Origin of the sequence: Enterobacter sp. SST3, assembly GCF_000286655.1 — a bacterium.
In the GTDB taxonomy this organism is placed as follows: Bacteria; Pseudomonadota; Gammaproteobacteria; order Enterobacterales; family Enterobacteriaceae; genus Enterobacter; species Enterobacter roggenkampii.
Genome location: NZ_ALNS01000014.1, coordinates 229,808 through 254,572 on the forward strand (window position 1 = coordinate 229,808; position 24,765 = coordinate 254,572).

A 24,765-nucleotide genomic window follows, 5' to 3' on the forward strand; every position below is an offset into this window, starting at 1 on the left:
AACTATGGCTGAAGATCAAACTCCACCTGCTGACGAGCAGGATAAAAACAATAATGAGCGTAAGCGCCCGGGCAAAAAACCGTTAATTATCCTCGGCATTGTCGTGGTGGTGATGGTCGTCGTGGCGCTGGTCTGGTGGTTTTTAACCCGTAACGAAGAGACGACCGACGACGCCTTTACCGACGGCGACGTGGTGACGATTGCCCCGAAAACGGCAGGCTACGTCACCGAGCTGCGGGTGCGCGATAACCAGCGCGTGAAAAAAGGCGATCTGCTGGTGGTCATCGATCCGCGTGATACCACCGCGCAGCGCGATCAGGCTCAGGCCCAGCTTGGGCTGGCTATCGCGCAGCTGCACCAGGCCCAGGCGCAGCTCGCACTCTCCAAAGTGCAGTATCCCGCCCAGCGTGACGAAGCCAAAGCGCAGGTGCTGAAAGCGCAGGCCGATCTGGCGAACGCGCAGGCGGAGTATCGCCGCCAGCGCGGCGTCGATCCGCGGGCGACCACCCAGCAAAGTATTGATTCTGCGAATGCGCAACTGCGCAGTGCCCAGGCGGGTCTGGCCAGCGCTCAGGCGCAGCTGGAAGTGGCAGAGCAGGTACAGCTGCAAATCCGCCAGCAGGAAACCAACGTTGAAGCGCGCGAGCGTCAGGTCGAACAGGCCAAAGCGCAGCTGGAAACGGCCAATCTGAACCTCTCTTACACCGAAGTTCGCGCCCCGTTCGACGGGTTTGTCACCAAACGCAACGTGCAGCCCGGTACGCTGGTGCAGGCGGGTACGGCGCTGTTCTCCCTGGTTTCGCCGAACGTGTGGGTGGTGGCGAACTTCAAAGAGTCCCAGCTTGAGCGCATGAAGCCCGGTGATAAAGTCACCGTGTCGGTCGACGCGTGGCCGGATATGGCGCTTGAGGGCCACGTTGACAGTATCCAGCAGGGCAGCGGCTCGCGCTTCTCCGCCTTCCCGGCTGAAAATGCCACCGGTAACTTTGTCAAAATTGTGCAGCGCGTGCCGGTGAAAATCGTGATTGATAAGGGGCTCGATCCGAACAAACCGCTGCCGCTGGGGCTGTCGGTCGCGCCGAAGGTGACGGTGGAATGACGGATCACAGCCACGACAGCTGGAAGCCCGCCAGCAATCCGTGGGCGGTGGCGATTGTCGTCACCCTGGCGGTGTTTATGGAGATCCTCGACACCACCATCGTCAACGTGGCGCTGCCCCACGTGGCGGGTTCACTCTCGTCCAGCTATGACGAATCCACCTGGGTATTAACCAGCTACCTGGTCGCGAACGGCATCGTGCTGCCCATCTCGGCGTTTCTGAGCCGGGTATTTGGCCGCAAGCAGTTCTTCCTGATCTGCATCGTCATGTTTACCGTCTGCTCGTTCCTCTGCGGCATCGCCACCGAGCTGTGGCAGATCATCCTGTTCCGCGTGATGCAGGGCTTTTTTGGCGGCGGGCTGCAGCCCACGCAGCAGTCGGTACTGCTCGACTACTTTAAGCCGGAGGACAGGGGCAAAGCGTTCGGCCTTTCCTCCATCGCGATTATCGTTGCACCGGTCCTCGGCCCGACGCTGGGGGGCTGGATCACCGACAACTACTCCTGGCGCTGGGTGTTCTTCATCAATATCCCGGTGGGGATTGTTACGGTGCTGGCGATCTACCAGCTGCTGGAAGATCCGCCGTGGGAGAGCAAGTCTAAAGAGAAGCTGACCATCGACTGGACGGGGATCGGCCTGATCGCTTTAGGGCTTGGCTGCCTGCAGGTGATGCTTGACCGGGGAGAAGATGAGGACTGGTTCTACTCGAACTTTATCCGTACCTTCGCGGTGTTAACGCTAATCGGCATTATCGGTGCCATTTACTGGCTGGTGTATGCCAAAAAACCGGTGGTGGATCTGCACTGCATGAAGGACCGCAACTTTGCAATTTCCAGCCTGCTGATGGCGGGGATGGCGATGATTTTGTACGGCAGCTCGGTGGTGATCCCCCAGCTGGCGCAGCAGGATTTAGGCTATACCGCCACCTGGTCCGGGCTGGTGCTGTCGCCGGGGGCGGTGCTGATTGTATTAACGATCCCGCTGGTGCTGAAGCTGATGCCGGTGGTGCAGACGCGCTGGATTATCGCCTTTGGCTTTACCTGCCTGGCGGTGTCGTTCTTCTGGTCGCGCACGCTGACCCCGGATATCGACTTTGAAACCCTGGTGCTGTTCCGCAGCGCCCAGTCGCTGGGGTTGGGGTTCCTGTTTGTGCCCCTGACCACCATTGCCTTTATTTCGATCCCAAGACGGCTGAATGCCGACGCGGCGGCGCTGTTCACTATGTTCCGTAACGTCGCGGGCTCGGTCGGGATCTCGCTGTCGACGGCGGCCATCACCGAACGGTCTCAGGCGCATAGCGCGCACCTTGCGTACCACGCCTCGCCGTTTAACGAGCAGTTTCAGCAGGCAATACGCGAAAGCGCCCAGGCGATCCAGAACTTCACGACCCAGGTGGGCGATCCCACCGGGATTGCCACCGGACGCCTGTACCAGACCATGATCGAGCAGTCGCGCTTCCTGGCCTACATCGACGTCTTTACCCTTCTGAGCGCCGTGGCCTTGCTATTGATTCCGTTTTGTTTGTTGCTCTCGCCGGTTAAGAGCGAGGGGAGTGCAGGAGCACATTGATGATACACAGACGTTTACACCCCCTGATGATAATGATGCTGCTGGCAGGCTGCGCCGTCGGGCCGGACTATCAGCCGCCCGCGCCGCCTGCCGTGACGCACTGGAACGATAAGGGCGACAGCGGGGTAAAATCGCAGACGACCTCCGCCGCGACCAACCCGCGCTGGTGGAAGACCTTCGGCTCGCCGCAGCTCGACAGCCTGGTTGAGCGCGCCATCGCCGGAAACCTGACGCTGCAGCAGACGGTGCTGCGCATCGCCGGCGCGCGCGAGCAGATTAACCAGGCGGGCGGGGCGTTTTACCCGTCGGTGAACGGCAATCTGCAGGCGACGCGCCAGCAGCTCGGGCTGGAAGGGGAGCTGAAATCCCACGGCGTGTATGACCAGCTGGATAATGTCGATCCTGAGCTGCGGGGCGCGTTAGGCCCCCTGACGCAGCCGATCAACCTCTACCAGGGCAGCTTCGACGCCCAGTGGGAAATTGACCTCTGGGGCAAGGTGCGCCGACAGGTGGAAGCCGCCGAAGCGCAGCAGAAAGCCGCTATCGAGCAGCGTAACGACGCGCTGGTGTCGCTGGAGGCGGAAGTGGCGCGCGCGTGGCTCCAGCTGCGCGGGGCGCAGAGCATTATCGCCACGCTGAACACCCAGATTAAAAGCGCGCAGCAGACGCTGGATCTGACCGAAAGCCGCCAGCGGGGCGGGCTGTCGCCGCAGATGGATGTGGAGAATGCGCGGGCGCAACTGGGTAACCTGGAGGCGCAGCTGCCGCAGTACCAGGCGCAGGCGCGGCAGGCGATGAATGGCCTGGCGATCCTCCTTGGCAAGCCGCCGGGTGCGCTCGATGCGGAGTTACAAAGCGTGCAGCCGATGCCCGCATTGCCGGATATCGTGCAAACCGGCATTCCGTCTACGCTCGCGCGACGCCGTCCGGACGTGCGCGAAGCGGAGGCGAATCTTCATGCCGCCACGGCGCAGATTGGCGTCTCGGTGGCCCAGCTGTTCCCGAGTTTTACCCTCTCCGGGCAGTTTGGCCTGCGCAACAGTGAAACCAACTGGCTGACAGACTGGAGCAGCCACTTCTACAGTTTTGGCCCGCAGGTCTCCATCCCCATCTTCCAGGGCGGTCGACTGGTTTCCAGCGTGAAGGTGGCGCGCGCGCAGCAGGGGGCGGCGGTGCTGGACTATCGTCAAACGGTGCTGACTGCGCTCGGCGATGTCGAAAATGCGCTGGTGAGCTATCGCACCGACCAGCAGCGTGAAGCGGGTCTGGCGAAAACCATTGATGCCCTGCAAAACGCCTTTGACCTGGCGAGCGACAGCTATCGGCAGGGGATCGCCAGCTTTATCGACGTGCTGGACGCCCAGCGGCAGCTGGCGCAGGCCCAGCAGCAGCGCGCACAGGCGCAGGTGCAAAGCGCACTCGATCTGGTGGCGCTCTACAAGGCGCTCGGCGGCGGCTGGGAGCCGTATCAGCAGGTGCAATTACCGGACTACAGCGTCTTTGGCGACGCCCCGCGCGGATAAATATTCAGAGGATTGGGCAAGAAACGGACAGGAACGCCACATTCGCGATGGCAGAGGGGCGGGTATAACTAACAGACACCCAATCGACATGCGAGGAAAGCGTTATGCGTTATCAAAAACTGGGCAATACCGGACTGTTCGTTTCTGAACTCTGCCTCGGCACCATGACCTTCGGCGGTGAAGGCGGCATGTGGGGCAAGATTGGTCAGCTCCAGCAAAGTGAAGCAGAACAGCTGGTGGGCCGCGCGCTGGATGCCGGGATCAACTTTATCGACACCGCGGATGTTTATTCGGAAGGGCGTTCGGAGGCGATCGTCGGCCAGGCGCTGAAAAACCTGAAAATTCCGCGCGAGAACGTGGTAGTCGCCACTAAAGTATTTGGCGAAACCGGGACGGCAGGAGTGAACTCGCGCGGCAGCTCGCGCTATCACATCATCAGCAGCGTGAAGGAGAGCCTGCGCCGCCTGCAGCTGGATCATATCGATCTCTATCAGCTGCACGGCTTCGACCCGGCCACGCCGATTGAAGAGACGCTGTATGCGCTGGATAACCTGGTGCAGCACGGCCACGTGCGCTATATCGGCGTCTCGAACTGGGCGGCGTGGCAGATTGCCAAAGCGCTGGGCATTTCCGAGCGCCTCGGGCTGGCGCGCTTCGCATCCCTCCAGGCGTATTACACCATCGCCGGACGCGATCTTGAGCGCGAGCTGGTGCCGATGATGCAGAGCGAAGGCGTCGGGCTGATGGTCTGGAGCCCGCTGGCGGGCGGCCTGCTGAGCGGAAAATATGGTCGCGACGGGCAGAGCGAAGCCGGTAGCCGCCGTCTGGAGTTTGACTTCCCGCCGGTGAACAAAGATCGCGCCTTTGACTGCGTGGACGTGATGCGCGTGATTGCCGAAAGCAAGGGTGTCTCCGTCGCGCAAATCGCGCTGGCGTGGCTGCTGCATCAGAAGGCCGTCACCAGCGTCATCATTGGCGCGAAGCGCGTTGAGCAGCTGGACGACAACATTGCCGCCACCGGGATCCGCCTCAGCGAAGACGAGCTTAAGCAGCTGGATGCGGTGAGCGCGCTGCCGCGCGAGTATCCGGGCTGGATGCTGGAGCGGCAGGGGGAGTATCGCCGTAATCAGCTCGCGCAACAGTAACTCTCCGCATCAGGTAATTTTTAAATTTGTTTGCCCATCGGTACAGAAATCGGCGAAAGCGGCTTATTTCACTGAGCACGCTTTTGCCGATTCAACGATGGGCTGTGGCGGGAATCAGCAACCGTCTTTGCAGGTTGCCGCTGGGTTTTGCTCAAGGATTCTTACCAGCAGGGCTCGGGGTTCTCTCACGACATCTGTTCCAACTGACAGTACTTTGCCGTCCCGCTCTGCTGAATACTTCGCGACAACATCACCGAATGCATTTCGCTGCAGGGCGACCTCTTGTCCTGCTTTTACCGTGTCGCCGGGTTTAACGAAAACTTCCGCAAACCCGCCCGTGGTTGCTCGTATTGAACTGATAGCATTACCAATATACGTTTTATTGCTGCTGGCGGTTGCGCCGATTTTGCCTTCAATCACCTTGTAATGAATCAGTACATTGAGGGCACCCTCTACACCCCGGGCAATCATATCCTGCTGGTAAATCCTCGGTTCTCCCGTCTCGGCCGTTATCGCCGGGATACCATTTTGAATAAAGGTTGTCTCCATTGAGCCGGCTTCGCCGGGATCTTTCTTAATTTGATCGGCCGGAAAAAGTTCTGCAATCGTCCGGGCATCCGCATTGCGGTAGTCGGCATAAATGAACAGCGGATAAGCCGTTCCGGTAGACTGGGTGTGATAGTCAATCGCCAGGTCGACATTTCCCTTGTAAACCTTATTCCACATCATCCATGCCTGACGCTCGGCAGGGTTACCCGTTTCTTTTCCTGGATGCACGCGGTTGTAGTCGATCGTCTCGCCCCCATCGGTTGAAACGGACCATGTCCGGGAGACCCTTTCAAGTCCAGAACGGTTTGGACCTATAATGCCAATAACGCTGCCGTTCATTTTTGCGGGGTCCAGTTGTTCCATCACTTTTTGTACGATGCGCACTCCGTTTAGCTCATCCCCGTGGACGCCCGCCTGCAGCAGAACGTTCTTCCCGTCCGTTTTGCCTTTTGCCACCATGATGGGGACATACCAGCGCTGTCCTGTTCCTGTCTCAACCCCCTCGAACATGAAGCGATGTTGTCCTGCTGTCAGGTCTGATACATCCAGAGTCGAGATAACCGGCACCCCCTGCACCTTATCACCCGTATACACCGTTGCCGCGTGAGTCATTGAGCATGGCAACGCTAAGCTGAGAGCGAATGCGATACGGCTAGTAGATATCTTCATGAGCGTCATTTTCCATTTGATAGGGTTGAGATTTTTATTTTTCGGCCTGGGCCGTGGTTCGTGCTCATTAAGTTAATAGTGATTTTATGAGGCCAGCCAGCGGCACGATCGGGAAATGTGATTTTGCATAGGCTAACGCACCGGCCTCAATAACAGGGTTGGCGCGATACATTTTTCCTGCCCGACGTCTTCTTTCTAACCTACCTCACAAAAAACGATCCTCCGCTTTGATCGACATGCCATCTTCGCCTATATGACTAGTCATGAAATTTTAAATGACTAGTCATATAGGGAGGAAACATGAGCAATCAGCTGCCGGCCAACTTTTTATGGGGCAACTCGGTATCGAGCATGCAGACGGAAGGGGCCTGGAACGAGGGCGGGAAGGGGATGTCGGTGTACGACATTCGCGAAGCTGGGGAGAACATCTCCGACTGGAAAGTCGCGACCGACTCCTACCATCGCTACCGGGAAGATTTCGACCTGATGCAGGATCTGGGCATGAACTGCTACCGCTTCCAGATCTCCTGGAGCCGCGTCTGTCCGCAGGGTGACGGCGCGTTCAACGACGAGGGCATCGCGTTTTACGACCGCTTTATTGACGATCTCATCGCCCGCGGTATTGAGCCGATGATCTGCCTCTACCACTTCGATATGCCGCTGGCGCTGGCGCAGGAGTACAACGGCTTCAATGACCGCCGCGTAATGGACGCCTTTATCCGCTACGGTAAAAAGATGATCGACTGCTTTGGCGACCGCGTGAAGTACTGGCTGACCTTCAACGAGCAGAACATCTTCCATATGCCGGAAGCATTCCGCATTTCTGGCTACATGAAAGGCGATCAAACCCTGCGCGAGCTGTACGAGCTGCAGCACCATACCATGGTGGCGCACATGGCGCTGACCGAGTATCTGCACCAGACGAAACCGGGCCAGCTGATGGGCGGCATGCTGGCGCACCAGCTGGTTTACCCGGCCACCTGCAAACCGCGCGATATCTTCTGCGCCCAGCAGTATGACGAGTTCCTCAACCAGAACCTGCTGCGCGTCTTTGCCGGGCAGGGCTACAGCCCGGCGGTGATGGCGGTGGTGGAGCAGGAAGGCTTTGGTGATATCTACCGCGCCGAAGATTTAGCGCTACTGGCGCGCACCAGAAACGACTATATGGCCTTCAGCTACTACGCCAGCAAAACGCTGGACAGCGATGCGATCCCGGAAGGCACGCCGGTCAACTATTACCTGCTGCACGGCGAGAAAAATAACCCCTACCTGAAAGCCACCGAGTGGAACTGGCAGATCGACCCGCTCGGTTTTCGCACCATCATTACCCGCTACGCCAACGACTGGCGCATGCCGGTCTTCCCGATTGAAAACGGCATTGGCGTGATTGAGTCCTGGGATGGCGTCAACCCCATCGAGGATACCTACCGCATCGACTACCACCGGGCGCACATCGAGGCGATGAAAGCGGCGATATTCGAGGATGGGGCAGAGGTCATGGGCTACCTCGGCTGGGGGTTAATCGACATTCTCAGCTCCCAGGGCGACATGCGTAAGCGCTACGGCGTGGTCTACGTCAACCGGGAAAACCACGACCTGAAAGACCTCAGGCGCGTGCCGAAGAAGAGCTACGCGTGGTTAAAACAGGTTATCCATACCAACGGACGCGAGATGTAAGCCGTACGCTGCCGGGCCGTTTTTGTGACTGATTGATGGGAACACGCCGCTATGTCTGAAACAAAAATCACACCGCACATGCAGTCCTTTGTCGATAAGTTTGTTGAGTTCTCGGCGCGCCTGGCAAACCAGGTGCACCTGCGCTCCCTGCGCGACGCCTTCGCCACGGTGATGCCGATTTTCATCCTCGCCGGCCTGGCGGTGCTGGTGAACAACGTGGTGTTCCCGTGGATTTTTCACGGCGATACGCTGGCACACTTCAAAGTGTGGGGCGAGGCGATTATCAACGGCACGCTTAACATCGCCGCGCTGCTGCTGGCCCCGATGATCGCCTGGTCACTGGCGCGCAACAAAGATTTCGACAACCCGGTTTCGGCAGTGGTTATCGCCGTCAGCAGTTTTATCATCATGATGCCGATGCGCTTACAGGTTACGCCCGTTGGCAGCGACGCCGCGGTGAACGTCACGCAGGTGCTGACCTTCGCCAATATCGGCTCCACCGGGATTTTCGCCGGGGTGCTGATTGGGCTGCTCTCAACGGAAGTGTTTATCGCGATTTCGCGCCTGAAGGCGCTGAACATATCGCTCGGGGAAAATGTGCCCCCAGCGGTCAGCAAATCCTTTACCGCGCTGATCCCGACGATCCTCACGCTCTCCCTGTTCGCGGTGCTGGCGGCCGTGCTGGCAAACGTGCTGCACACGGATCTGATCCATCTCATTACGACCTTTATCCAGCAGCCGCTGCGGCTGATCAACACCAGCCTGCCGGGGACGATTTTCATCTACAGCTTCGGCAACTTTCTGTTCACGCTCGGTATCCATCAGTCGGTGGTCAACAGCGTGGTGCTGGAGCCGTTTCTGCTGATCAACACTAACGAGAACATGCTGGCCTTCGCCAACGGCCAGCCCATTCCGCACATCATCAACAACATCTTCGTGCCGACGTTTGGCATGGTGGGCGGAACGGGCAGCACGATCTCGCTGCTGATCGCCATCTTTATCTTCTCCCGACAGCAGTCGGCGAAGCAGGTAGCGCGTCTGTCGCTGGCGCCGGGCCTGTTCAATATCAACGAGCCGGTGATCTTCGGCCTGCCGATTGTGTTTAACCTGCCGCTGATGATCCCGTTTGTGCTGTTGCCCGCGATAGGCATTTACTTCGCCTGGCTCTGTACCACGCTGGGATTCATGTCGCGATGCGTGGTGATGATCCCGTGGACCACGCCGCCGATTCTCAGCGCCTGGCTGGCCACGGCAGGAGACTGGCGGGCGGTGGTAGTGCAGTTGGCAATCATTGTATTTGGTGTATTCTTCTACCTGCCTTTCCTCAAGATTGCCGAGCGAGTGGCGTTGAAAAACAGCGGGATAGAAAACTAACAGAAAGGAAGGACGATGGCGGCGAAGTACATCACCATAGCGCGGGAAATCAAGAAACGCATTATCAGCCAGCAGTACGCCGCCAATGAACCGCTTCCGGACCAGTTTGCGCTGGCGGCGGAGTTCAGCACCAGCCGGATGACCATCCAGCAGGCGATGCGTCAGCTGATCGTCGAAGGGCTGGTCTACACCCGTCAGGGGCAAGGGACGTTCATCCGCAAAAACTTCCTCCAGCTCTCGCAGTGGGATCTCTCCGGCAGCGACTATTTCGGTGCCACCAAAACCTGGGAACATCTGGGCACGGTTACCAGCCAGGTGGTGCATTTTGAACTGCGCTTCCCGAACGAAAAAGAGCAGGCGTCGCTGATGATTAACGCCGATGCGCCCGTCTATGACTTTATTCGTCTGCGTTTATTAAACGGCGAACCCATGTCACTGGATTCCACGGTGATGCCGATGAATCTGGTGCCGGGCCTGACGAAAAGCCATCTTGAAGGTTCGGTGTTTCAGTACGTTCAGGAAACCCTGGGGCTGAAAATTATGGGGTCATACCGGGTGGTGCGGGCGCTAAAGCCCAACGCGCTGGACAGAGAGCATCTGGTCTGTGAGGAAACCGATCCGGTGCTGGAGGTGGAGCAGGTCATTTATCTGGAAGATGGCACCGCGCTGGAGTATGCCCACTGCCACTATCGGTACGACCACGGCGGGATTGTTATCGTGAATAACGGATAAAAAAAAGCGGGCCTTGAAGCCCGCTTTTTTAATGCGCGTGATTAATTCAGACGCACCGGCATACCGGAACGGTTCTGAATCGCCTGGTCGACGATGGTGGTTTCCACGTCAGGCTGAGAGGTCACGGACTGCACCGCGCTGTTCAGCGTAATCGGCACGATCTCGTTGTTGTTGATCTGGTCTTCGCTGGTGGACAGCGGGTTGTGCACTTCGATGTAGCGGCTGCCGTCTGGCTCAGACGTCGCTTTCACCGGTTCGTTGATGAACTGCACGCGCGTACCGACCGGCACGTTTTCGAACAGGAACTTGATGTCGTCGTTACGCAGACGCACGCAGCCGTGGCTTACGCGCAGACCGATACCGAAGTTGGCGTTGGTGCCGTGAATCGCATACAGACGACCAATGTACAGGGCATACAGACCCATCGGGTTATCCGGGCCGGCTGGCACAACGGCTGGCAGCGGTTCGCCCGCAGCGATGTATTCCGCGTGCATTTTGGCGGTTGGGGTCCAGGTTGGGCCCGCTTTCTTACGTTCAACTTTGGTGGTCCAGTTCAGCGGGGTGTCTTTGCCCAGCTGGCCGATACCGATTGGCAGCACGATAACGGTGTTGGTGCCTTTCGGGTAGTAATACAGACGCATTTCGGCGCTGTTGATCACGATACCTTCATGAACGGTATCCGGCAGGATCAGCTGCTGAGGAATATTCAGCACGGTACCTGCTTTTGGCAGATACGGGTCAACGCCCGGGTTCGCTTCCAGCATGTTAGACAGGCCCAGCTGGTACTGCGCGGCGAAATACTCCAGCGGCTGAGAGTTACCCTCAGGCACTGTCACCACCTGGTTTTGACCCACCAGACGGCTTCCGTCGGTCGGCAGGGGATACGTCACCGCAGACGCGGTCTTACAAAAACCTACTACGGCTAACGCCGCCGCAAAAAGCGTTGTTAATTTCATGTTCATGTTGTGCGAGGTATCTAAGCCATTCAGGCGATGAGTTGATAAGTCTGAATCTGTGATGGGAGCGCATTATATGTGCATTCCCGCTAACAGGGAATTCAGATGTGTACGAAATCACATTTTTTTCGATTTTGTTAAAGTTTAGTGGATTGCCGCAACACGGGATCTCAATTCGGAATTGTGGCATAATGCCGTGTTTATCACACTTTTCGCAGGAATCTCCCCGTGTTAGTTACCAGCAACGTCACTATGCAGTTTGGCAGTAAGCCGCTGTTCGAAAACATTTCCGTCAAATTTGGCGGCGGCAACCGTTACGGCCTGATTGGCGCCAACGGTAGCGGAAAATCCACCTTCATGAAGATCCTCGGCGGCGATCTGGAGCCGACCCTCGGCAACGTGTCGCTCGATCCGAACGAGCGTATCGGTAAGCTGCGTCAGGATCAGTTCGCCTTCGAAGAGTTCACCGTGCTGGACACCGTGATCATGGGGCACGCGGAGCTGTGGGAAGTGAAGCAGGAGCGCGATCGCATCTACGCGCTGGCCGAAATGAGCGAAGAAGATGGCTATAAGGTGGCCGATCTGGAAACGCAGTACGGCGAGATGGACGGTTACTCTGCGGAAGCGCGTGCGGGCGAGCTGCTGCTGGGCGTCGGCATTCCGGTTGAACAGCATTACGGCCCGATGAGCGAAGTTGCGCCAGGCTGGAAGCTGCGTGTGCTGCTGGCTCAGGCGCTGTTCTCTAACCCGGACATCCTGCTGCTCGACGAACCCACGAACAACCTGGACATTGACACCATCCGCTGGCTGGAGCAGACGCTCAACGATCGCGACAGCACCATGATCATCATCTCGCACGACCGTCACTTCCTGAACATGGTCTGTACGCACATGGCGGATCTGGACTACGGCGAGCTGCGCGTCTATCCGGGCAACTATGACGAGTACATGACCGCCGCCACCCAGGCGCGCGAACGTCTGCTGGCGGACAACGCCAAGAAGAAAGCGCAGATTGCGGACCTGCAGTCCTTCGTTAGCCGCTTCAGCGCTAACGCCTCTAAGTCGCGTCAGGCGACCTCGCGCGCGCGTCAGATCGACAAAATCAAGCTGGAAGAGGTTAAAGCCTCCAGCCGTCAGAACCCGTTCATCCGCTTCGAGCAGGACAAGAAGCTGTTCCGTAACGCGCTGGAAGTGGAGGCCCTTACCAAAGGCTTCGATGAAGGCCCGCTGTTTAAAAACTTCAACCTGCTGCTGGAAGTGGGCGAGAAGATTGCCATTCTGGGCGCCAACGGCGTGGGTAAATCCACCATGCTGAAAACCCTGGTCGGCGAACTGCAGCCGGACAACGGCACCGTGAAATGGTCCGAGAACGCGCAGATTGGCTACTACGCGCAGGATCATGAGTACGAATTCGAAAATGACCTGACCGTCTTCGACTGGATGAGCCAGTGGAAGCAGGAAGGCGACGACGAGCAGGCGGTGCGCAGCATCCTGGGCCGTCTGCTGTTCAGCCAGGACGACATCAAAAAGCCTGCTAAAGTGCTCTCCGGTGGCGAGAAAGGCCGCATGCTGTTCGGCAAGCTGATGATGGAAAAACCAAACATCCTGGTGATGGACGAACCGACTAACCACCTGGACATGGAATCGATCGAATCCCTGAACATGGCGCTGGAGATGTATCAGGGCACCCTGATCTTCGTCTCTCACGACCGCGAGTTCGTCAGCTCGCTGGCAACCCGCGTGATCGAGATTACGCCAGAGCGCGTGGTGGACTTCACCGGTAACTACGAAGATTACCTGCGCAGTAAAGGTATCGACGGCTAAAAAAAAGCCCGGTGGCGCTTCGCTTACCGGGCCTACGGGTGACTTTGTAGGCCGGGTAAGGCGAAGCCGCCACCCGGCAATGTTCAGAGCACCCACTCACTCCTTTCAACCCCGTTCACCCGCAGCGTACGTTTTTCCCCCGCCGGTAATGATACCTTCAGCGCCTTCCACGCCGGACGATAGTCGCCGCGCGCGTTCACCTTCAGGTTGATGGTTGCGCCATCGCACACCATCTCCCATTCCACCCACAGCGCATTGCCGTTCAGGTAGCCCCAGCTTTCACCGTCGTCTTCAAACAGCAGCCCCGAGGTTGTGCCAACGCCTTTCACCGGGAACAGCTTCAGCTCGCGGGTCGTATCTTTTTCGGCACTCACATGCGTGATGCGCTCGCTGAGCGGCAGACCGGCCCCGGCGCGCACCAGCAGCGGCAGTTTTTCGAGCGGCGCATCGAGGACGATGGATTGCCCGCCCGCATACCACGCGTGAGTGTAAAAATCGTACCAGCCCGTTTCGTTATCCGGCAGCCAGACGCGGCGCTCGCGCTGCCCGGCTTCGACGACGCTGGCGACCAGCAGGTCGCGGCCCAGCAGGAAGTCGTCGCACTCTTTAAAGGTTTGCGCGTCGTGCTCGTGGTCGAGGAAGGTCGGGCGCAGCATCGGCTCGTCGTCGGCGTGCGCCTGCCAGAGCAGGGTGTAGAGATACGGCAGCAGGCGGTAGCGCAGCTCAATCGCGCCGCGAATGGCAGGCGTGACGCCCGGATACATCCACGGCTCGTTCACCGTGTGGTCATCGTTCCACGAGTGAATGGTAAAGCGCGGGTGCATCACGCCGTTCTGCACCCAGCGCACGAACAGCTCGGCGTCCGGCTTGTCGCCGGAGAAACCGCCGACGTCGTGCCCGACGTTGAACAGCCCGGACAGGCTCATGCCCAGCCCCATGCGGATGTTATAGCGCAGGGTGTCCCAGTTGGTGCGGTTGTCGCCGCTCCAGGTCTGGACGTAGCGCTGCATCCCGGCGCAGCCGGAGCGGGAGATCAGATACGGACGCTTTTCCGGCGCAAAGCGCTGCTGCGCTTCCAGCGAGGCGCGCATCATCAGCAGCGGCATCACCGGGCGAATATGCTTGATGGCGATCTCCTTGCCGAAGCCAAAGCAGCGAGCTTCCCCGTCCCACACTTCATATTCGTTATTGTCGTTCCAGGTGGAGTCGATGCCCATCTCCAGCAGCTGCGTGGTAACGCCGTTCTGCCACCACTGCACCGTCTGCGGGTTGGTAAAGTCGAGGTGTGAGCCTTCGTCATCCCAGAAGCTGGAACGTTCGGGTGCATCGGTTTCTGAATCGCGAATGAACAGACCGCGTTCCGCCACTTCGCTGTAGCGTGGATGATCCTGCAGCAGGCACGGCTTGATGTTCGCCGCAAGCTTCATTCCCGCGTCGTGGAAGGCCTGGCTCATCACCTTCGGCTGCGGCACCTTGTCATAGTTCCAGTTGAAGACGTAGCGCTTGTCGTTGATGGAGGTATAGCCAGACGAAAGCTGGAACGAGTCGCACGGAATGGCGTGCTCTTCGCACAGGCGAATAAAGTTCATCAGCTGGTTCTGGGCGTCCGGCGCGTCGGTGTAGTGCATGGTTGAGCCGCTGTAGCCCAGGCTCCATTTCGGTCCAAACAGCGTTTTCCCGGTGAGGCGAACAAAGGCTTTGGTGACGTCCAGCACGCGCCTGCCGGTAAAGATGTAGTAGTCGATATCGCCCGCTTCCGCCTGCCAGCGGCGATAGGCGGTGTGGTAGTTATCGATCTCGTTACCCAGATCCAGCCAGCAGCTGCTGAGGTTGTCGTAGAACAGGCCGTAGCTCACGTCGTCGCGGCGGGTGAGGGTGAACGGAATGTGCTTGTACAGCGGGTCGGTGCTGGCGGCGTTATAGCCCATCGCGTCGAGGTTACGCATCTCATAGCGTTTACCGTTGCGCTGCAGATCGCCCGCTTTCTCGCCCAGGCCGTAGAAACGCTCGTCCTTGCGGCGGCTGAGGTAGTGCGCCACGCCGTCGCCGTGAGCGTTCAGCAGGTAGGCGCTGGTGGGGCGGTCGTTGACCAGCGGCTGCCACTCGCCCGCGTCATTGCGGTAGTGCCACTCCAGCCACAGCGGCTGGTGGACGGTGACGCGCAGCTGCTCGGTTGCCACGGTTAACGTATCGTCCTGCTGCGTCAGCGTCCAGGCGGGGCAGGAGAAGCCGCTGATATCGTCGCGACGGCGACCTTCCCACGGCACGTCTTTTTCCGGTGCGATGCTCCAGGTGCGGTCCAGCGCCAGCTCGCCCTTGCGTTTGATCAGCACGCGGAACAGGTTCTCTTCCAGCACATACAGGCACAGGCGGTGCTGGCTATCGACCAGCAGTTCCAGATGGTTTGCCGACTGCGTATCAAGGGTCCAGTTTTTCAGGGTTTTCATATGCAATACATCCACTATCAGGCGCGCTTCGCGCGACGTTCAGCAATAAATGCTACCAGGAAGAGAGCGCCAATCAGGTCAAAGAAGCCCATGGCGATAAAGAGCGGGTTAAAGCCGATTTTGTCGGCGGTCACACCGATTAACAGCGAGAACAGGAAGCTGGCGATCCACGCCGCCGAGCCGCGCATGCCGTTGACGGTCGCCATCTGGCCTTTGTCGAACGACTCCACGACCAGGGCGCTGAGCATGCAGGAGATGATCTGGTGCCCGAAGCCGCCGATGGAGATCAGCACGATGGTGATATACGGGTCGCGGGTAATGGCCACGATGGCCAGCGAGATCATCAGGAACGCGCCCGTCACGGAGCTGGCGACAACCGAGTTCACGCGGGAGCAGCCGAACAGACGGGTGTACAGGCGGGTGAGGTAGCCGCTCGCTACGCTGCCGAGGTCGGCGGCGAGGAACGGCAGCCAGGCAAACATCGCAATCTGCTTCAGGTCCATACCGTGCTCTTTGGCAAGGTACAGCGGCACCCAGAAGCTCAGCACCGCCCAGGCGGGTTCTGCCATAAAGGCCGGGATGGCGATACCGTAGAAGCGTTTGTTTTTTGAAACGGTTTTCAGCGCGGTCAGGAAAGGCAGTTTGACCGGCGCCGGTTCGTTATCCTGCTTGATAAACGCCAGCTCGTCCTTGCTCAGGTTCGGGTGCTGCTCGGGGTTGTGGTAGAACGCCCACCAGAGGATCACCCACAGCAGCGCCAGCACGCCGGTAAACATAAACGCCCCCTGCCAGCCGAACGAGGCGTGAGCAAAGTAGATGATAGGCGGAGCCAGCATTGCGCCGATGGAGAAGCCCACGCCCGCCCAGCCGGCGGCAACGGGACGCTCTGATTTCGGGAACCACTCGCCAATGGTTTTGGCGTTCGCCGGGGTAGCGGCGGCTTCGGAAGCTCCCATAAAGAAGCGCAGTATGGCCAGGTGCAGCCAGCTTCCGGCGCCCGCATGGAAAATACACATCAGCGCCCAGATCCCGGCGCAGACCATAAAGCCAATCTTGAGGCCAATGACGTCAATCAGCCAGCCGCACAGGGGCTGGAAAATGGTATAGGCGATCTGAAACGCGCCGACGATCCAGGAGTATTGCTCGGTGGTGATCCCGAGGCTCTCTTTTAGCTCCGGAGCGAGAATACCTAAGGAATTTCGGGTGATGTAGTTAACGGTGACGCCCAGCAAAAACAGCACCAGCACGTACCAGCGCAGGTTCTTGATGACGCGACGGGTTTTGCTTGTCGCAATGGTGTTATTGATGTCCTGACTCATTTTACTCTCCACAAGACGGACGGTAAGGGGACGGAGGTTCAGGTGTCACACAGATTGTTATGCCTTTGATTTCTATCCGCTTATAATGCTTAAGTTGCTATACAACTAGTATGGAAGCTGTGTGACAAGTTCACCTTAAGGAAGAAAATGAGTGGGCAAAAGTGGATTTTGTGCAAAATTTCTCATAACAGACGAAAACACTCTGGCATGATGGCATTCATGCCAGTTATTGCCTGACAAACACGCTATGAAAATTTTTTCATTTCGCAAATGGAGCCAGATCACAAAATGGACAAAAGGCTAAAAATCACCGAAATCGCGGCCCGCACGCAGCTCTCCATCAGCACCGTTTCGCGGGTGCTGGCGGGGAAAGCGAATACCAGCGAAAAAGCGCGCGCAAAGGTGCTGGCGTGCGCGCGCGAGCTGGGGGTAATGGACGGCATGGCGGCCGGGCGTCTGCTGCTTAACAGCCTGGTGGTTTTTGCCCCGCAGCGCGCCTTCGACGAGCGGTCCGACATCTTTTACTACCGCGTGATCCAGAGCGTGAGCAAAGCCCTTGCCTCCCACGAGGTCCGGTTGCGCTACTGCGCGCTGGAGGAGAACGACAGCGACGCCCAGCTGTTTCTGGCGCGGATGAACGAGCCGGATACGCAGGCGGCCATTCTTCTCGGTATTGACGATCCGCATATCCACGATCTGGCGGTGGACGTGGGCAAACCCTGCATGCTGATTAACTGCCGCGACCGGCACATGCGTCTGCCTGCCGTTGCGCCGGATCACCGCGCCATCGGCGAGCGGGCGGCGGAGTACCTGTTCGAGATGGGACACCGCGAGGTGATGAACGTGCTGTGCCTGCGTCGCTACACGATGGAGCTGCGCCTGTCGGGGATCCGCGACGCGTGGCAGTCCCACAACCTGGCGTTCAACGACAAGCGCGATCTGCTGGTGGTGCCGAGCTTCAGCGCCAGAGAGACGGAGCAGCTGGTGAGCGATTGGCTAAATCAGCAGCAGGGAAAAGACCTGCCGACGGCGTTCCTGGTTGGCGGCGACTTTATGGCGGCGGGCACCATCAGCGCCTTACAAAACCACGGCCTGCGCGTGCCGCAGGACGTCTCGGTGATGAGCATCGACGGCTTTAACCTGGCGGCGATTCAGGATGTTCCATTAACGGCCGTGCATGTTCCCCGCGATGAGCTGGGAACGGAAGCGGTACACATGCTCCAGCAGCGGCTCATGCGCCTGGACGCGCCGGTAGGCACATTGCTGCTGAACGGCACGCTGGCCGTGCGGGAATCTGTACGGCGGATACGTCAGGGGAAACGACGCACCGCCGTGGAGCGGGAAGGGCTGTACGACAGCTAGACCATGCCCAGCGCGCGTTTGCCGTGGATGTTGAGATCGTTCACGGTAAAGCGGTCCTGCCAGGTTTTTTCATAATCCTCGCGCGGGAAGTCTCCCGGCGACGCGCCGGTTTCCAGCGCTTCCTTGACCTTCTTCGCGTAGGCGAGGTTCTTCTCGCACATCGGTGCGGCGGGGATGTACATCACGTTGCCCCAGCCCTGCTGATCTTCCACCGGCGCGACGGAGTGGATCACATCGCAGTGCCACCACACCGAATCACCCGCCTCCAGCGCCGGAATGCTGGTCAGCGCCTCGATAAGCAGCGGGTGCCACTTCTCGGAAACCGGCAGCACGCGCCCAGGCGCCACGCCGCACAGCTCGTCCTCCGGCACGTCGTCCAGCAGCGGACGCAGCAGAATATAGGCCATTGCTTCCGGGATCGGCACCACGTGCAGCAGCCCCTGACCGGGGATCATGTCCGACAGCGCCGTCCAGCCCTGGAAGGTGCGGAACACCGAGCATTTGGTGGTGTTATCCACGGTATACTCTTCCACTTCGGTACGGTGCGCGGCGTTCCACGGATCGTACTTGTCGACGTTGCCGTCAAACACGCGGGCAAAGACCTGCTGGTATGCCGGCAGCAGCCAGCGCTCCAGCGCGCCGGAGTCGGTATGCGCGCCGAGTCCTTTCGAGGTGGTTCCCGGCGGACGGCGGCGGATACGATCCGGGTAAATCACGCTCACGTCCGGGTCGAACCACTGCTTGCCGTTGCTCTCGAACGTCCATAAGCGGTTCAGGAACGACTGCACCTGCGCCATTTCTTCGCTCTGGCGCGCCTGCATTTGCGCCTGCGACCAGTAGATCGGGTAAATCTCCGGACGGGAGGCGGTCAGGGTGCCGAAGAAGTTATCGCCTGGCCCTTTGTACACCTCGTCAAACTTGTTCAGATCGAGGTAGTCGAGCATCGACTGATCCCACGCCAGCGCCTGCTCGCGCGGGAAGTGACCTTTAATCACCGCGCAGCCGCGGCGCTTCACGGCGTCGCGCTGTGCGTCGGTAATCGTGCCGTTTTTCACATCGTTAAACGGAATCACCGGCCAGGCGGGTTCGCCTTTATTTTTAAGGGCGTTAATTTCCGCCACGCGGGTGGCAATGCTGTCGCTGAGCTTGTCGAACACCGCCTGCACGTCGCCGATCTGCGCGCGTAACTCACGTTTCAACTGACGGATTGCCGCTTTGTGATCCGCTGGCAAGGTTTCACTGGTAAAGGTCATAACTGCCTCGCATCTTTCATTCGAAAGTAAAAGTATCTACAAGTGATACTTTAAGTTAAAAATAAGTTAATGCAAGTTTAAAAACTTGACCTACGCCACAGGACGGGAAAATGAGTGAGGGTGCCGGAGCAGGGCTCCGGCGAGAAGAGGATCAGGCGTCGAACGGGGAATGGTTGTCGAGCACGGCCTGGATGACGTTCAGCGCGCCGTGATGGTTGTTGTCATCGGTGCTGTAGCGGCTGATTTCTTTGATGCTCTCTGCCGCGTTGCCCATCGCAAAGGAATATTTCACCAGCTTCAGCATCTCGGCATCGTTGCCGCTGTCGCCAATGGCCACGCACTCTTGCGGAGAAATTTTCCAGCGCTTCAGCAGACGGCTGATGCCGTTCGCTTTGTGCAGGCCGGGGATAATCAAATCGACAAAGCCAAAGCCGCTGGTGACCGGCTTCATGATGCCGTCCAGGGAGACGTGGAGTTTATCCACCAGATTAGGAATGTCGCTGTCCGGCAGGTTCAGGGAGAACTTAAACAGCACGTCGTCAATGTCGCGGTAATCGCTGATGCGCTTTAAGCGGTGGTAGTGCTTTGACATTAGCGCCACGAACGCGTCCGGCGCTTTATCGCTGACGTAGGCGCTCTCCAGCCCGCAGGCCACGAAGTTCAGCCCTTTGTCCTTCAGCAGTTCGCCAATCACGATCTGCGATTCATGGCGGGTCAGCTCACCGTGAAAAATCTGCTCGCCGCGATCGAACACCAGCGCGCCGTTTTCCGCCACGAAAGAGATCCGATCTTTAAGCTCCGGAAAGAAGGAGATGAGCTGGTAATACTGGTTGCCGCTGGCGACAACAAATTCAATGTCGCGGGCTTTAAGCTGTTCAAACTGTGCCTGGAAGCGGTCACGATCGTACTGCTTGGCATCATCAAGGAAAGTTCCGTCCATATCGGTGACGATAACTTTAACGGTCATACTGTGCTCCTGGGTCACTGCGTTTTGAAACATTCTAATAACAAGGTGACGAGGAGCACAAATTTAATTTCGAATGAAAGTCAGAAAGCCGGGTGGCGGCTTCGCCTTACCCGGCCTACGGGGAGACTCTGTAGGCCCGGTAAGCGCAGCGCCACCGGGCGTTTTTTTTACAGCGTATGCTCAGTACGGGCGATAATATCGTCCTGCGCATCCGGCGACAGGGCGGTGAAGAACGCCGAGTAACCCGCGACGCGCACCACCAGGTCGCGGTACTGGTCCGGGTGTTTCTTCGCCTCCAGCAGCGTTTCGCGCGAGACGATGTTGTACTGGATATGCCAGCCCTTATGCACCTCGAAGAAGGTGCGCAGCAGCACCATCAGCTTCTGGCGATCGCTGTCGTTTTCCAGCGTTGACGGGTTCAGCTTCTGGTTCAGCAGCACGCCGCCGAGAATCGCTTCCGTCGGCAGTTTGCCCACCGAGCCAATTACCGCCGTCGGGCCGAGGTGGTCCGTACCGGAAGCCGGGCTGGCCCCTTCCGCCAGAGGGGTATGCGCCTTACGTCCGTCCGGCGTCGCCATCGTCGCCGCGCCAAACGGCACGTTCGCGGAGATGGAAGAGGTGCCCGCGTAGTAGTTACCGCCAATCGGGCCGCGGCCGTAGCGCGGGTTATGGTACTGCTTCAGCTCTTCAATATAGGTCTGATAGGCGCGGGTCAGCAGCATATCCACGCTGTCGTCGTCGTTGCCGTACTTCGGCGCGCCGTTGATCAGGCGCTGGCGCAGCTGCTCGTGGGTCAGTCCGTCGAAATCATCGGCCAGCGCCGCCGCCAGCTGCTGCTGGCCAATGACGCCCTGTTCGAACACCAGCTTCTTCACCGCCGCCAGGCTGTTGCCGAGGTTAGCGATGCCCACCTGCAGGCCGGAGACCCAGTCATACTTCGCGCCGCCCTGCTTGATGCTTTTCGCGCGCTCGATGCAGTCGTCCACCAGCGCCGAGCAGAGAATATCGTGGACGTTCTCCTCCAGCATGGTGTCCACCACGTATTCAATTTCGATGGATTTGCGGGTGTAGTAGCGGATCTGGCTATCCCACGCCGCCATCACCTCCTCGAAGTTATCGAAGTTACCGGCAGAGAGAGCTTTCTCCTGCGGCAGGAACACCTTGCCGCTGGTGGCGTCGCGGCCGCCTTCCAGCGCGGCCAGCATCACGCGGGCGAAGTTGATGAAGCTCATGCCGGTGCAGCGATAGCCCCACTTGCCGCCTACCGCGGTTTCGATGCAGCCAATGGCCGCGTAGTCGTAGGCGTCGTCGCGCTCAACGCCGAGCTTGATGAATTCCGGAATGACGATTTCGTCGTTGTTAAATGCCGGCATCCCGAAGCCGCAGCGGATCACCTGCACGCAGGCGTCGAGGAAGTCGTTGCTCATGCCCGCGTGGTAGCGCACGCTCAGGTTCGGCTGGGTGGAGCGCAGGCGACCGCAGGATTCCAGAATTGCGTACGAGAGCGGGTTCACCGCGTCCATCGGCTCACCGTTGACCAGCTTCTGGCCGCCGATGGTGACGTTCTGGTACAGCGGGCTACCGGCGGAAGCCTTCGAGTGCGAGCCGGAGCGGATCTTGTTCACTTCCAGCAATTTCAGCCAGCAGCTGTGCAGCAGCTCGATGGCGTGCTCGCGGTCCAGGCTCTGGTTCAGCTCCACGTCGCGGCGGTAGAACGGATAGAGATACTGGTCCATCCGCGCGAAGGAGACGGAGTGTCCGTTGGACTCAATCTGCAGGATCAGCTGAATGAAGTAGCACAGCTGCAGCGCCTGCCAGAAGGTTTTTGGCGGTTCGTGGGCAATCACGTCGCAGTTTTCCGCCATCGCCAGCAGTTCGTCGCGGCGGCTTTCGCGTGTTTCGCTGGCGGCCATGTCACGCGCCAGGTCGGCAAAGCGTTTGATGTGCAGGCTCACCGCTTCCAGCACGATATCAATTGCTTTCAGGAACTGATCGCCGTGCAGGTCTTCCAGCACCGTCAGGTTGATGCGCGAGCGGCGCTCGGCCACTTTGGCGCGCAGGCCGTCGAGACCTTTCTCCAGCACCAGAGGGAAGTTCACCGCCAGGTGCGCGTCGCCGGAGGTCATGTTGCCTTCGGCTTTGATGATGCCGGTTTCCAGCAGGCCTTTCTGCTCGTCGGTGAACATGCCGTAGCAGCGGTCCTGCACCGTCTGGCCGCGCCACCACGGGCAGATTTCATGCAGCACGCGCTTGTTCTCTTCGCTCACCGCAAAGCCCGCGCCCGGACGGTCCGCCAGGTCGTCAATCTCTTTCTCAATCCAGGAGACGGTGTATTCCGGGAAGATCGGCGCGGCGCGCACTTCGCTGGCCTGGTTCCCGATGATCAGCTCATCGTGCTTGATCCAGATGGTACGCTTGGCCAGGTGATGCGCCAGCGCCAGGGCGCGGCGCACCGGGATCGGCTTGTCCATGTGCTGCTGGTACATTTCGGTGTAATGCTGGGCGCGCTCGGTACAGACCGGCGGCTTCACGATATGCACCAGGGCCGTTTTGTGCGCCTTAATGCGCTCGCTGAGGGTGTTGAGATTCAGGGTGGTCATAAGTTTATCCTCGTAAGGTCGCGGTTAACCCTTTCTGGCAGGCGTACTGCTGCGCGAAGTCCAGCAGGGCAGGGTTATCCAGCGGTTTGTCAGGGGCAGAGTAGGGTTGGCCGAGCAGGGTGTATTTGTTCATGCCCAGCGTGTGATACGGCAGAAAATGAATATCGTGGACGCCGAGTTCATCGGCAGCGAAGTTGGTAATGGCGGTGATGGAGGCTTCATCCGCGTTGAAGCCCTGGATCAGCGGCACGCGGATGGTGATCGTTTTCCCGGCGGCGGCCAGGCGTTTCAGGTTGTCCAGGATGCGCTTAGCCGAACCGTCCGTCCACTGCTTGAAAACGTCACCGTCGACGTGCTTCAGGTCGGCGAGGAACAGATCGACGTAGGGTAATGACGGCTCAATATAGTGCCACGGCACGTGGAGGCAGGTTTCGACGGCGGTGTGGATACCCTGGTCATGGCTGGCTTTAAACAGCGCGTGCGCCAGCTCCGGGTTCATAAACGGTTCGCCGCCGGAGAGGGTGATCCCGCCGCCGCTGCGGTCGTAGAAGGGTTTATCGCGCAGTACGGTCGCCATGATCTCCTCGACCTGCTGTTCTTCGCCGCAAACGGTCAGCGCCTGCGTCGGGCAGCAGTCGGTGAGGGCATCAAGCGTCTCTTCACTCAGCTTTTCGCGGTGGATGACCAGGCCATTCAGCGCGCGTTCGATGCAGCCCGGTGCCGCCTGCTGGCACAGGTCGCAGCCGTCCAGGCACAGACGCGCATCAAACAGCACGTCCCGGCTGCGGGAGCGGCTTTCCGGGTTCTGGCACCAGCGACAGCCCAGCGAGCAGCCTTTCAGGAACACCACGGTACGTATACCGGGGCCGTCGTGGGTAGAGTAACGCTGAATATTGAAGATCATGTTTTTCGCCTCTCATCTTGCATATGAAGATTAAATAACTTTCGAATGAAAGTTATCTTGATGCAGGTCAACTCTTGAGCAGGTTTTGTCGTGATAGGGTAAGTGCAGGCTAATTTGAGGGTGACATCATGGAACTTTATCTCGACACATCTGACGTTGCGGCAGTCAAAAAGCTGGCGCGTATCTTCCCGCTGGCGGGCGTGACCACCAACCCAAGCATTGTGGCGGCCGGTAAAACGCCGCTCGACGAACTGCTGCCCGCGCTGCACGACGCGCTGGGCGGTAAAGGCCGTCTGTTCGCGCAGGTGATGGCGACCACCGCCGAAGGGATGGTGGAAGACGCGCGTAAGCTGCGCGCCATCATTAACGATCTGGTGGTGAAAGTGCCGGTGACTGCAGAAGGGCTGGCGGCGATCAAGATGCTGAAGGCGGAAGGGATCCCGACCCTGGGCACGGCGGTCTACGGTGCCGCGCAGGGAATGCTCTCCGCGCTGGCGGGGGCGGAGTATGTGGCGCCTTACGTTAACCGCGTGGACGCGCAGGGCGGGGACGGGATTCAGACCGTAATTGAGCTGCAACAGCTGCTGACGCTGCACGCGCCGCAGTCAAAGGTGTTGGCCGCGAGCTTTAAAACCCCGCGTCAGGCGCTGGACTGCCTGCTGGCAGGCTGCGAGTCCATCACGCTGCCGCTGGACGTGGCGCAGCAGTTTATTACCTCTCCGGCGGTAGACGCAGCGATTGTGAAGTTTGAGCAGGACTGGCAGGGGGCGTTTGGACGGACGTCCATCTGACGCGGT

18 protein-coding genes are annotated in these 24,765 nt (G+C 59.1%); 10 read left to right on the top strand and 8 right to left on the bottom strand.

The annotated features are described in order from the left end of the window. Nucleotides 1–4: 4 nt before the first annotated feature. From B498_RS11995 to B498_RS11980, 4 genes are all read left to right on the top strand, one after another. Complete coding sequence (locus B498_RS11995; protein WP_008501178.1) at nucleotides 5–1,099, top strand: HlyD family secretion protein; 1,095 nt, start codon at nucleotides 5–7, stop codon at nucleotides 1,097–1,099. Further along, nucleotides 1,096–2,667: a DHA2 family efflux MFS transporter permease subunit gene (locus B498_RS11990; protein WP_008501179.1), complete on the top strand. Its 1,572-nt coding sequence runs from the start codon at nucleotides 1,096–1,098 to the stop codon at nucleotides 2,665–2,667. Before B498_RS11995 ends, B498_RS11990 begins: the two co-directional genes overlap by 4 nt. Further along, nucleotides 2,667–4,190: an efflux transporter outer membrane subunit gene (locus tag B498_RS11985; RefSeq protein WP_008501180.1), complete on the top strand. Its 1,524-nt coding sequence runs from the start codon at nucleotides 2,667–2,669 to the stop codon at nucleotides 4,188–4,190. Before B498_RS11990 ends, B498_RS11985 begins: the two co-directional genes overlap by 1 nt. Before the next feature lie 104 nt (nucleotides 4,191–4,294). Beyond that, nucleotides 4,295–5,335, top strand: coding sequence for an aldo/keto reductase (locus B498_RS11980; RefSeq protein ID WP_008501181.1), 1,041 nt, complete (start codon nucleotides 4,295–4,297; stop codon nucleotides 5,333–5,335). Nucleotides 5,336–5,449: 114 nt separating this feature from the next. Here the strand turns inward: B498_RS11980 and B498_RS11975 are convergent, their stop codons facing one another. Beyond that, nucleotides 5,450–6,553 carry a succinylglutamate desuccinylase/aspartoacylase family protein gene (locus B498_RS11975; protein WP_008501182.1) on the bottom strand — a complete coding sequence of 368 codons (1,104 nt, stop codon included), beginning with the start codon at nucleotides 6,551–6,553 and terminating at the stop codon, nucleotides 5,450–5,452. A 300-nt stretch (nucleotides 6,554–6,853) separates the two neighbouring features. Here B498_RS11975 and B498_RS11970 point away from each other — a divergent pair, with 300 nt between their 5' ends. Genes B498_RS11970 through B498_RS11960 form a run of 3 tightly spaced genes read left to right on the top strand, consistent with a single transcriptional unit; the run spans nucleotide 6,854 to nucleotide 10,336 of the window. Then, nucleotides 6,854–8,230, top strand: coding sequence for a glycoside hydrolase family 1 protein (locus tag B498_RS11970; protein ID WP_008501183.1), 1,377 nt, complete (start codon nucleotides 6,854–6,856; stop codon nucleotides 8,228–8,230). A gap of 51 nt (nucleotides 8,231–8,281) precedes the next feature. Then, nucleotides 8,282–9,604 carry a PTS sugar transporter subunit IIC gene (locus B498_RS11965; protein ID WP_008501184.1) on the top strand — a complete coding sequence of 441 codons (1,323 nt, stop codon included), beginning with the start codon at nucleotides 8,282–8,284 and terminating at the stop codon, nucleotides 9,602–9,604. A 15-nt stretch (nucleotides 9,605–9,619) separates the two neighbouring features. Continuing rightward, the gene (locus B498_RS11960) at nucleotides 9,620–10,336 is read left to right on the top strand and encodes a GntR family transcriptional regulator (protein ID WP_008501185.1); all 717 of its coding nucleotides are present in this window, start codon (nucleotides 9,620–9,622) and stop codon (nucleotides 10,334–10,336) included. Between the two features lie 41 nt (nucleotides 10,337–10,377). Here B498_RS11960 and ldtB read toward each other — a convergent pair whose 3' ends face one another. After that, a complete protein-coding gene (gene ldtB / locus B498_RS11955) occupies nucleotides 10,378–11,298 on the bottom strand; it encodes a L,D-transpeptidase (protein WP_008501186.1) in 921 nt (306 codons plus the stop codon). 222 nt (nucleotides 11,299–11,520) lie between these two features. Between ldtB and B498_RS11950 the strand changes: the two genes are divergently transcribed. Next, nucleotides 11,521–13,116 (top strand): ABC-F family ATPase, encoded by a 1,596-nt coding sequence (locus tag B498_RS11950; RefSeq protein WP_008501187.1) that lies wholly within the window; start codon nucleotides 11,521–11,523, stop codon nucleotides 13,114–13,116. A gap of 83 nt (nucleotides 13,117–13,199) precedes the next feature. On the opposite strand, the gene B498_RS11945 is transcribed toward B498_RS11950, so the two are convergent. Then, on the bottom strand, nucleotides 13,200–15,563 hold the full coding sequence (locus B498_RS11945) for a TIM-barrel domain-containing protein (RefSeq protein WP_008501188.1): 2,364 nt from the start codon (nucleotides 15,561–15,563) through the stop codon (nucleotides 13,200–13,202). Between the two features lie 17 nt (nucleotides 15,564–15,580). Beyond that, nucleotides 15,581–16,882 carry an MFS transporter gene (locus tag B498_RS11940; RefSeq protein WP_008501189.1) on the bottom strand — a complete coding sequence of 434 codons (1,302 nt, stop codon included), beginning with the start codon at nucleotides 16,880–16,882 and terminating at the stop codon, nucleotides 15,581–15,583. Nucleotides 16,883–17,170: 288 nt separating this feature from the next. Here B498_RS11940 and B498_RS11935 point away from each other — a divergent pair, with 288 nt between their 5' ends. Then, nucleotides 17,171–18,244, top strand: a complete 1,074-nt coding sequence (locus B498_RS11935; protein WP_008501190.1) for a LacI family DNA-binding transcriptional regulator — start codon at nucleotides 17,171–17,173, stop codon at nucleotides 18,242–18,244. On the opposite strand, the gene B498_RS11930 is transcribed toward B498_RS11935, so the two are convergent. The 4 genes from B498_RS11930 to B498_RS11915 all read right to left on the bottom strand — a co-directional run bounded on the left by B498_RS11930 (nucleotide 18,241) and on the right by B498_RS11915 (nucleotide 23,968). Next, nucleotides 18,241–19,497, bottom strand: coding sequence for a DUF1479 domain-containing protein (locus tag B498_RS11930; RefSeq protein ID WP_008501191.1), 1,257 nt, complete (start codon nucleotides 19,495–19,497; stop codon nucleotides 18,241–18,243). The genes B498_RS11935 and B498_RS11930 overlap by 4 nt on opposite strands. A gap of 151 nt (nucleotides 19,498–19,648) precedes the next feature. Continuing rightward, entirely contained in the window at nucleotides 19,649–20,464 is an 816-nt protein-coding gene (locus tag B498_RS11925; protein WP_008501192.1) for a Cof-type HAD-IIB family hydrolase, read from the bottom strand. 167 nt (nucleotides 20,465–20,631) lie between these two features. Beyond that, the gene (locus tag B498_RS11920) at nucleotides 20,632–23,064 is read right to left on the bottom strand and encodes a formate C-acetyltransferase/glycerol dehydratase family glycyl radical enzyme (protein WP_008501193.1); all 2,433 of its coding nucleotides are present in this window, start codon (nucleotides 23,062–23,064) and stop codon (nucleotides 20,632–20,634) included. 4 nt (nucleotides 23,065–23,068) lie between these two features. Beyond that, nucleotides 23,069–23,968, bottom strand: a complete 900-nt coding sequence (locus tag B498_RS11915; RefSeq protein ID WP_008501194.1) for a glycyl-radical enzyme activating protein — start codon at nucleotides 23,966–23,968, stop codon at nucleotides 23,069–23,071. 128 nt (nucleotides 23,969–24,096) lie between these two features. On the opposite strand from B498_RS11915, the gene fsa reads away from it, so the two are divergent. Beyond that, entirely contained in the window at nucleotides 24,097–24,759 is a 663-nt protein-coding gene (gene fsa, locus B498_RS11910; protein WP_008501195.1) for a fructose-6-phosphate aldolase, read from the top strand. Nucleotides 24,760–24,765 lie beyond the last annotated feature (6 nt).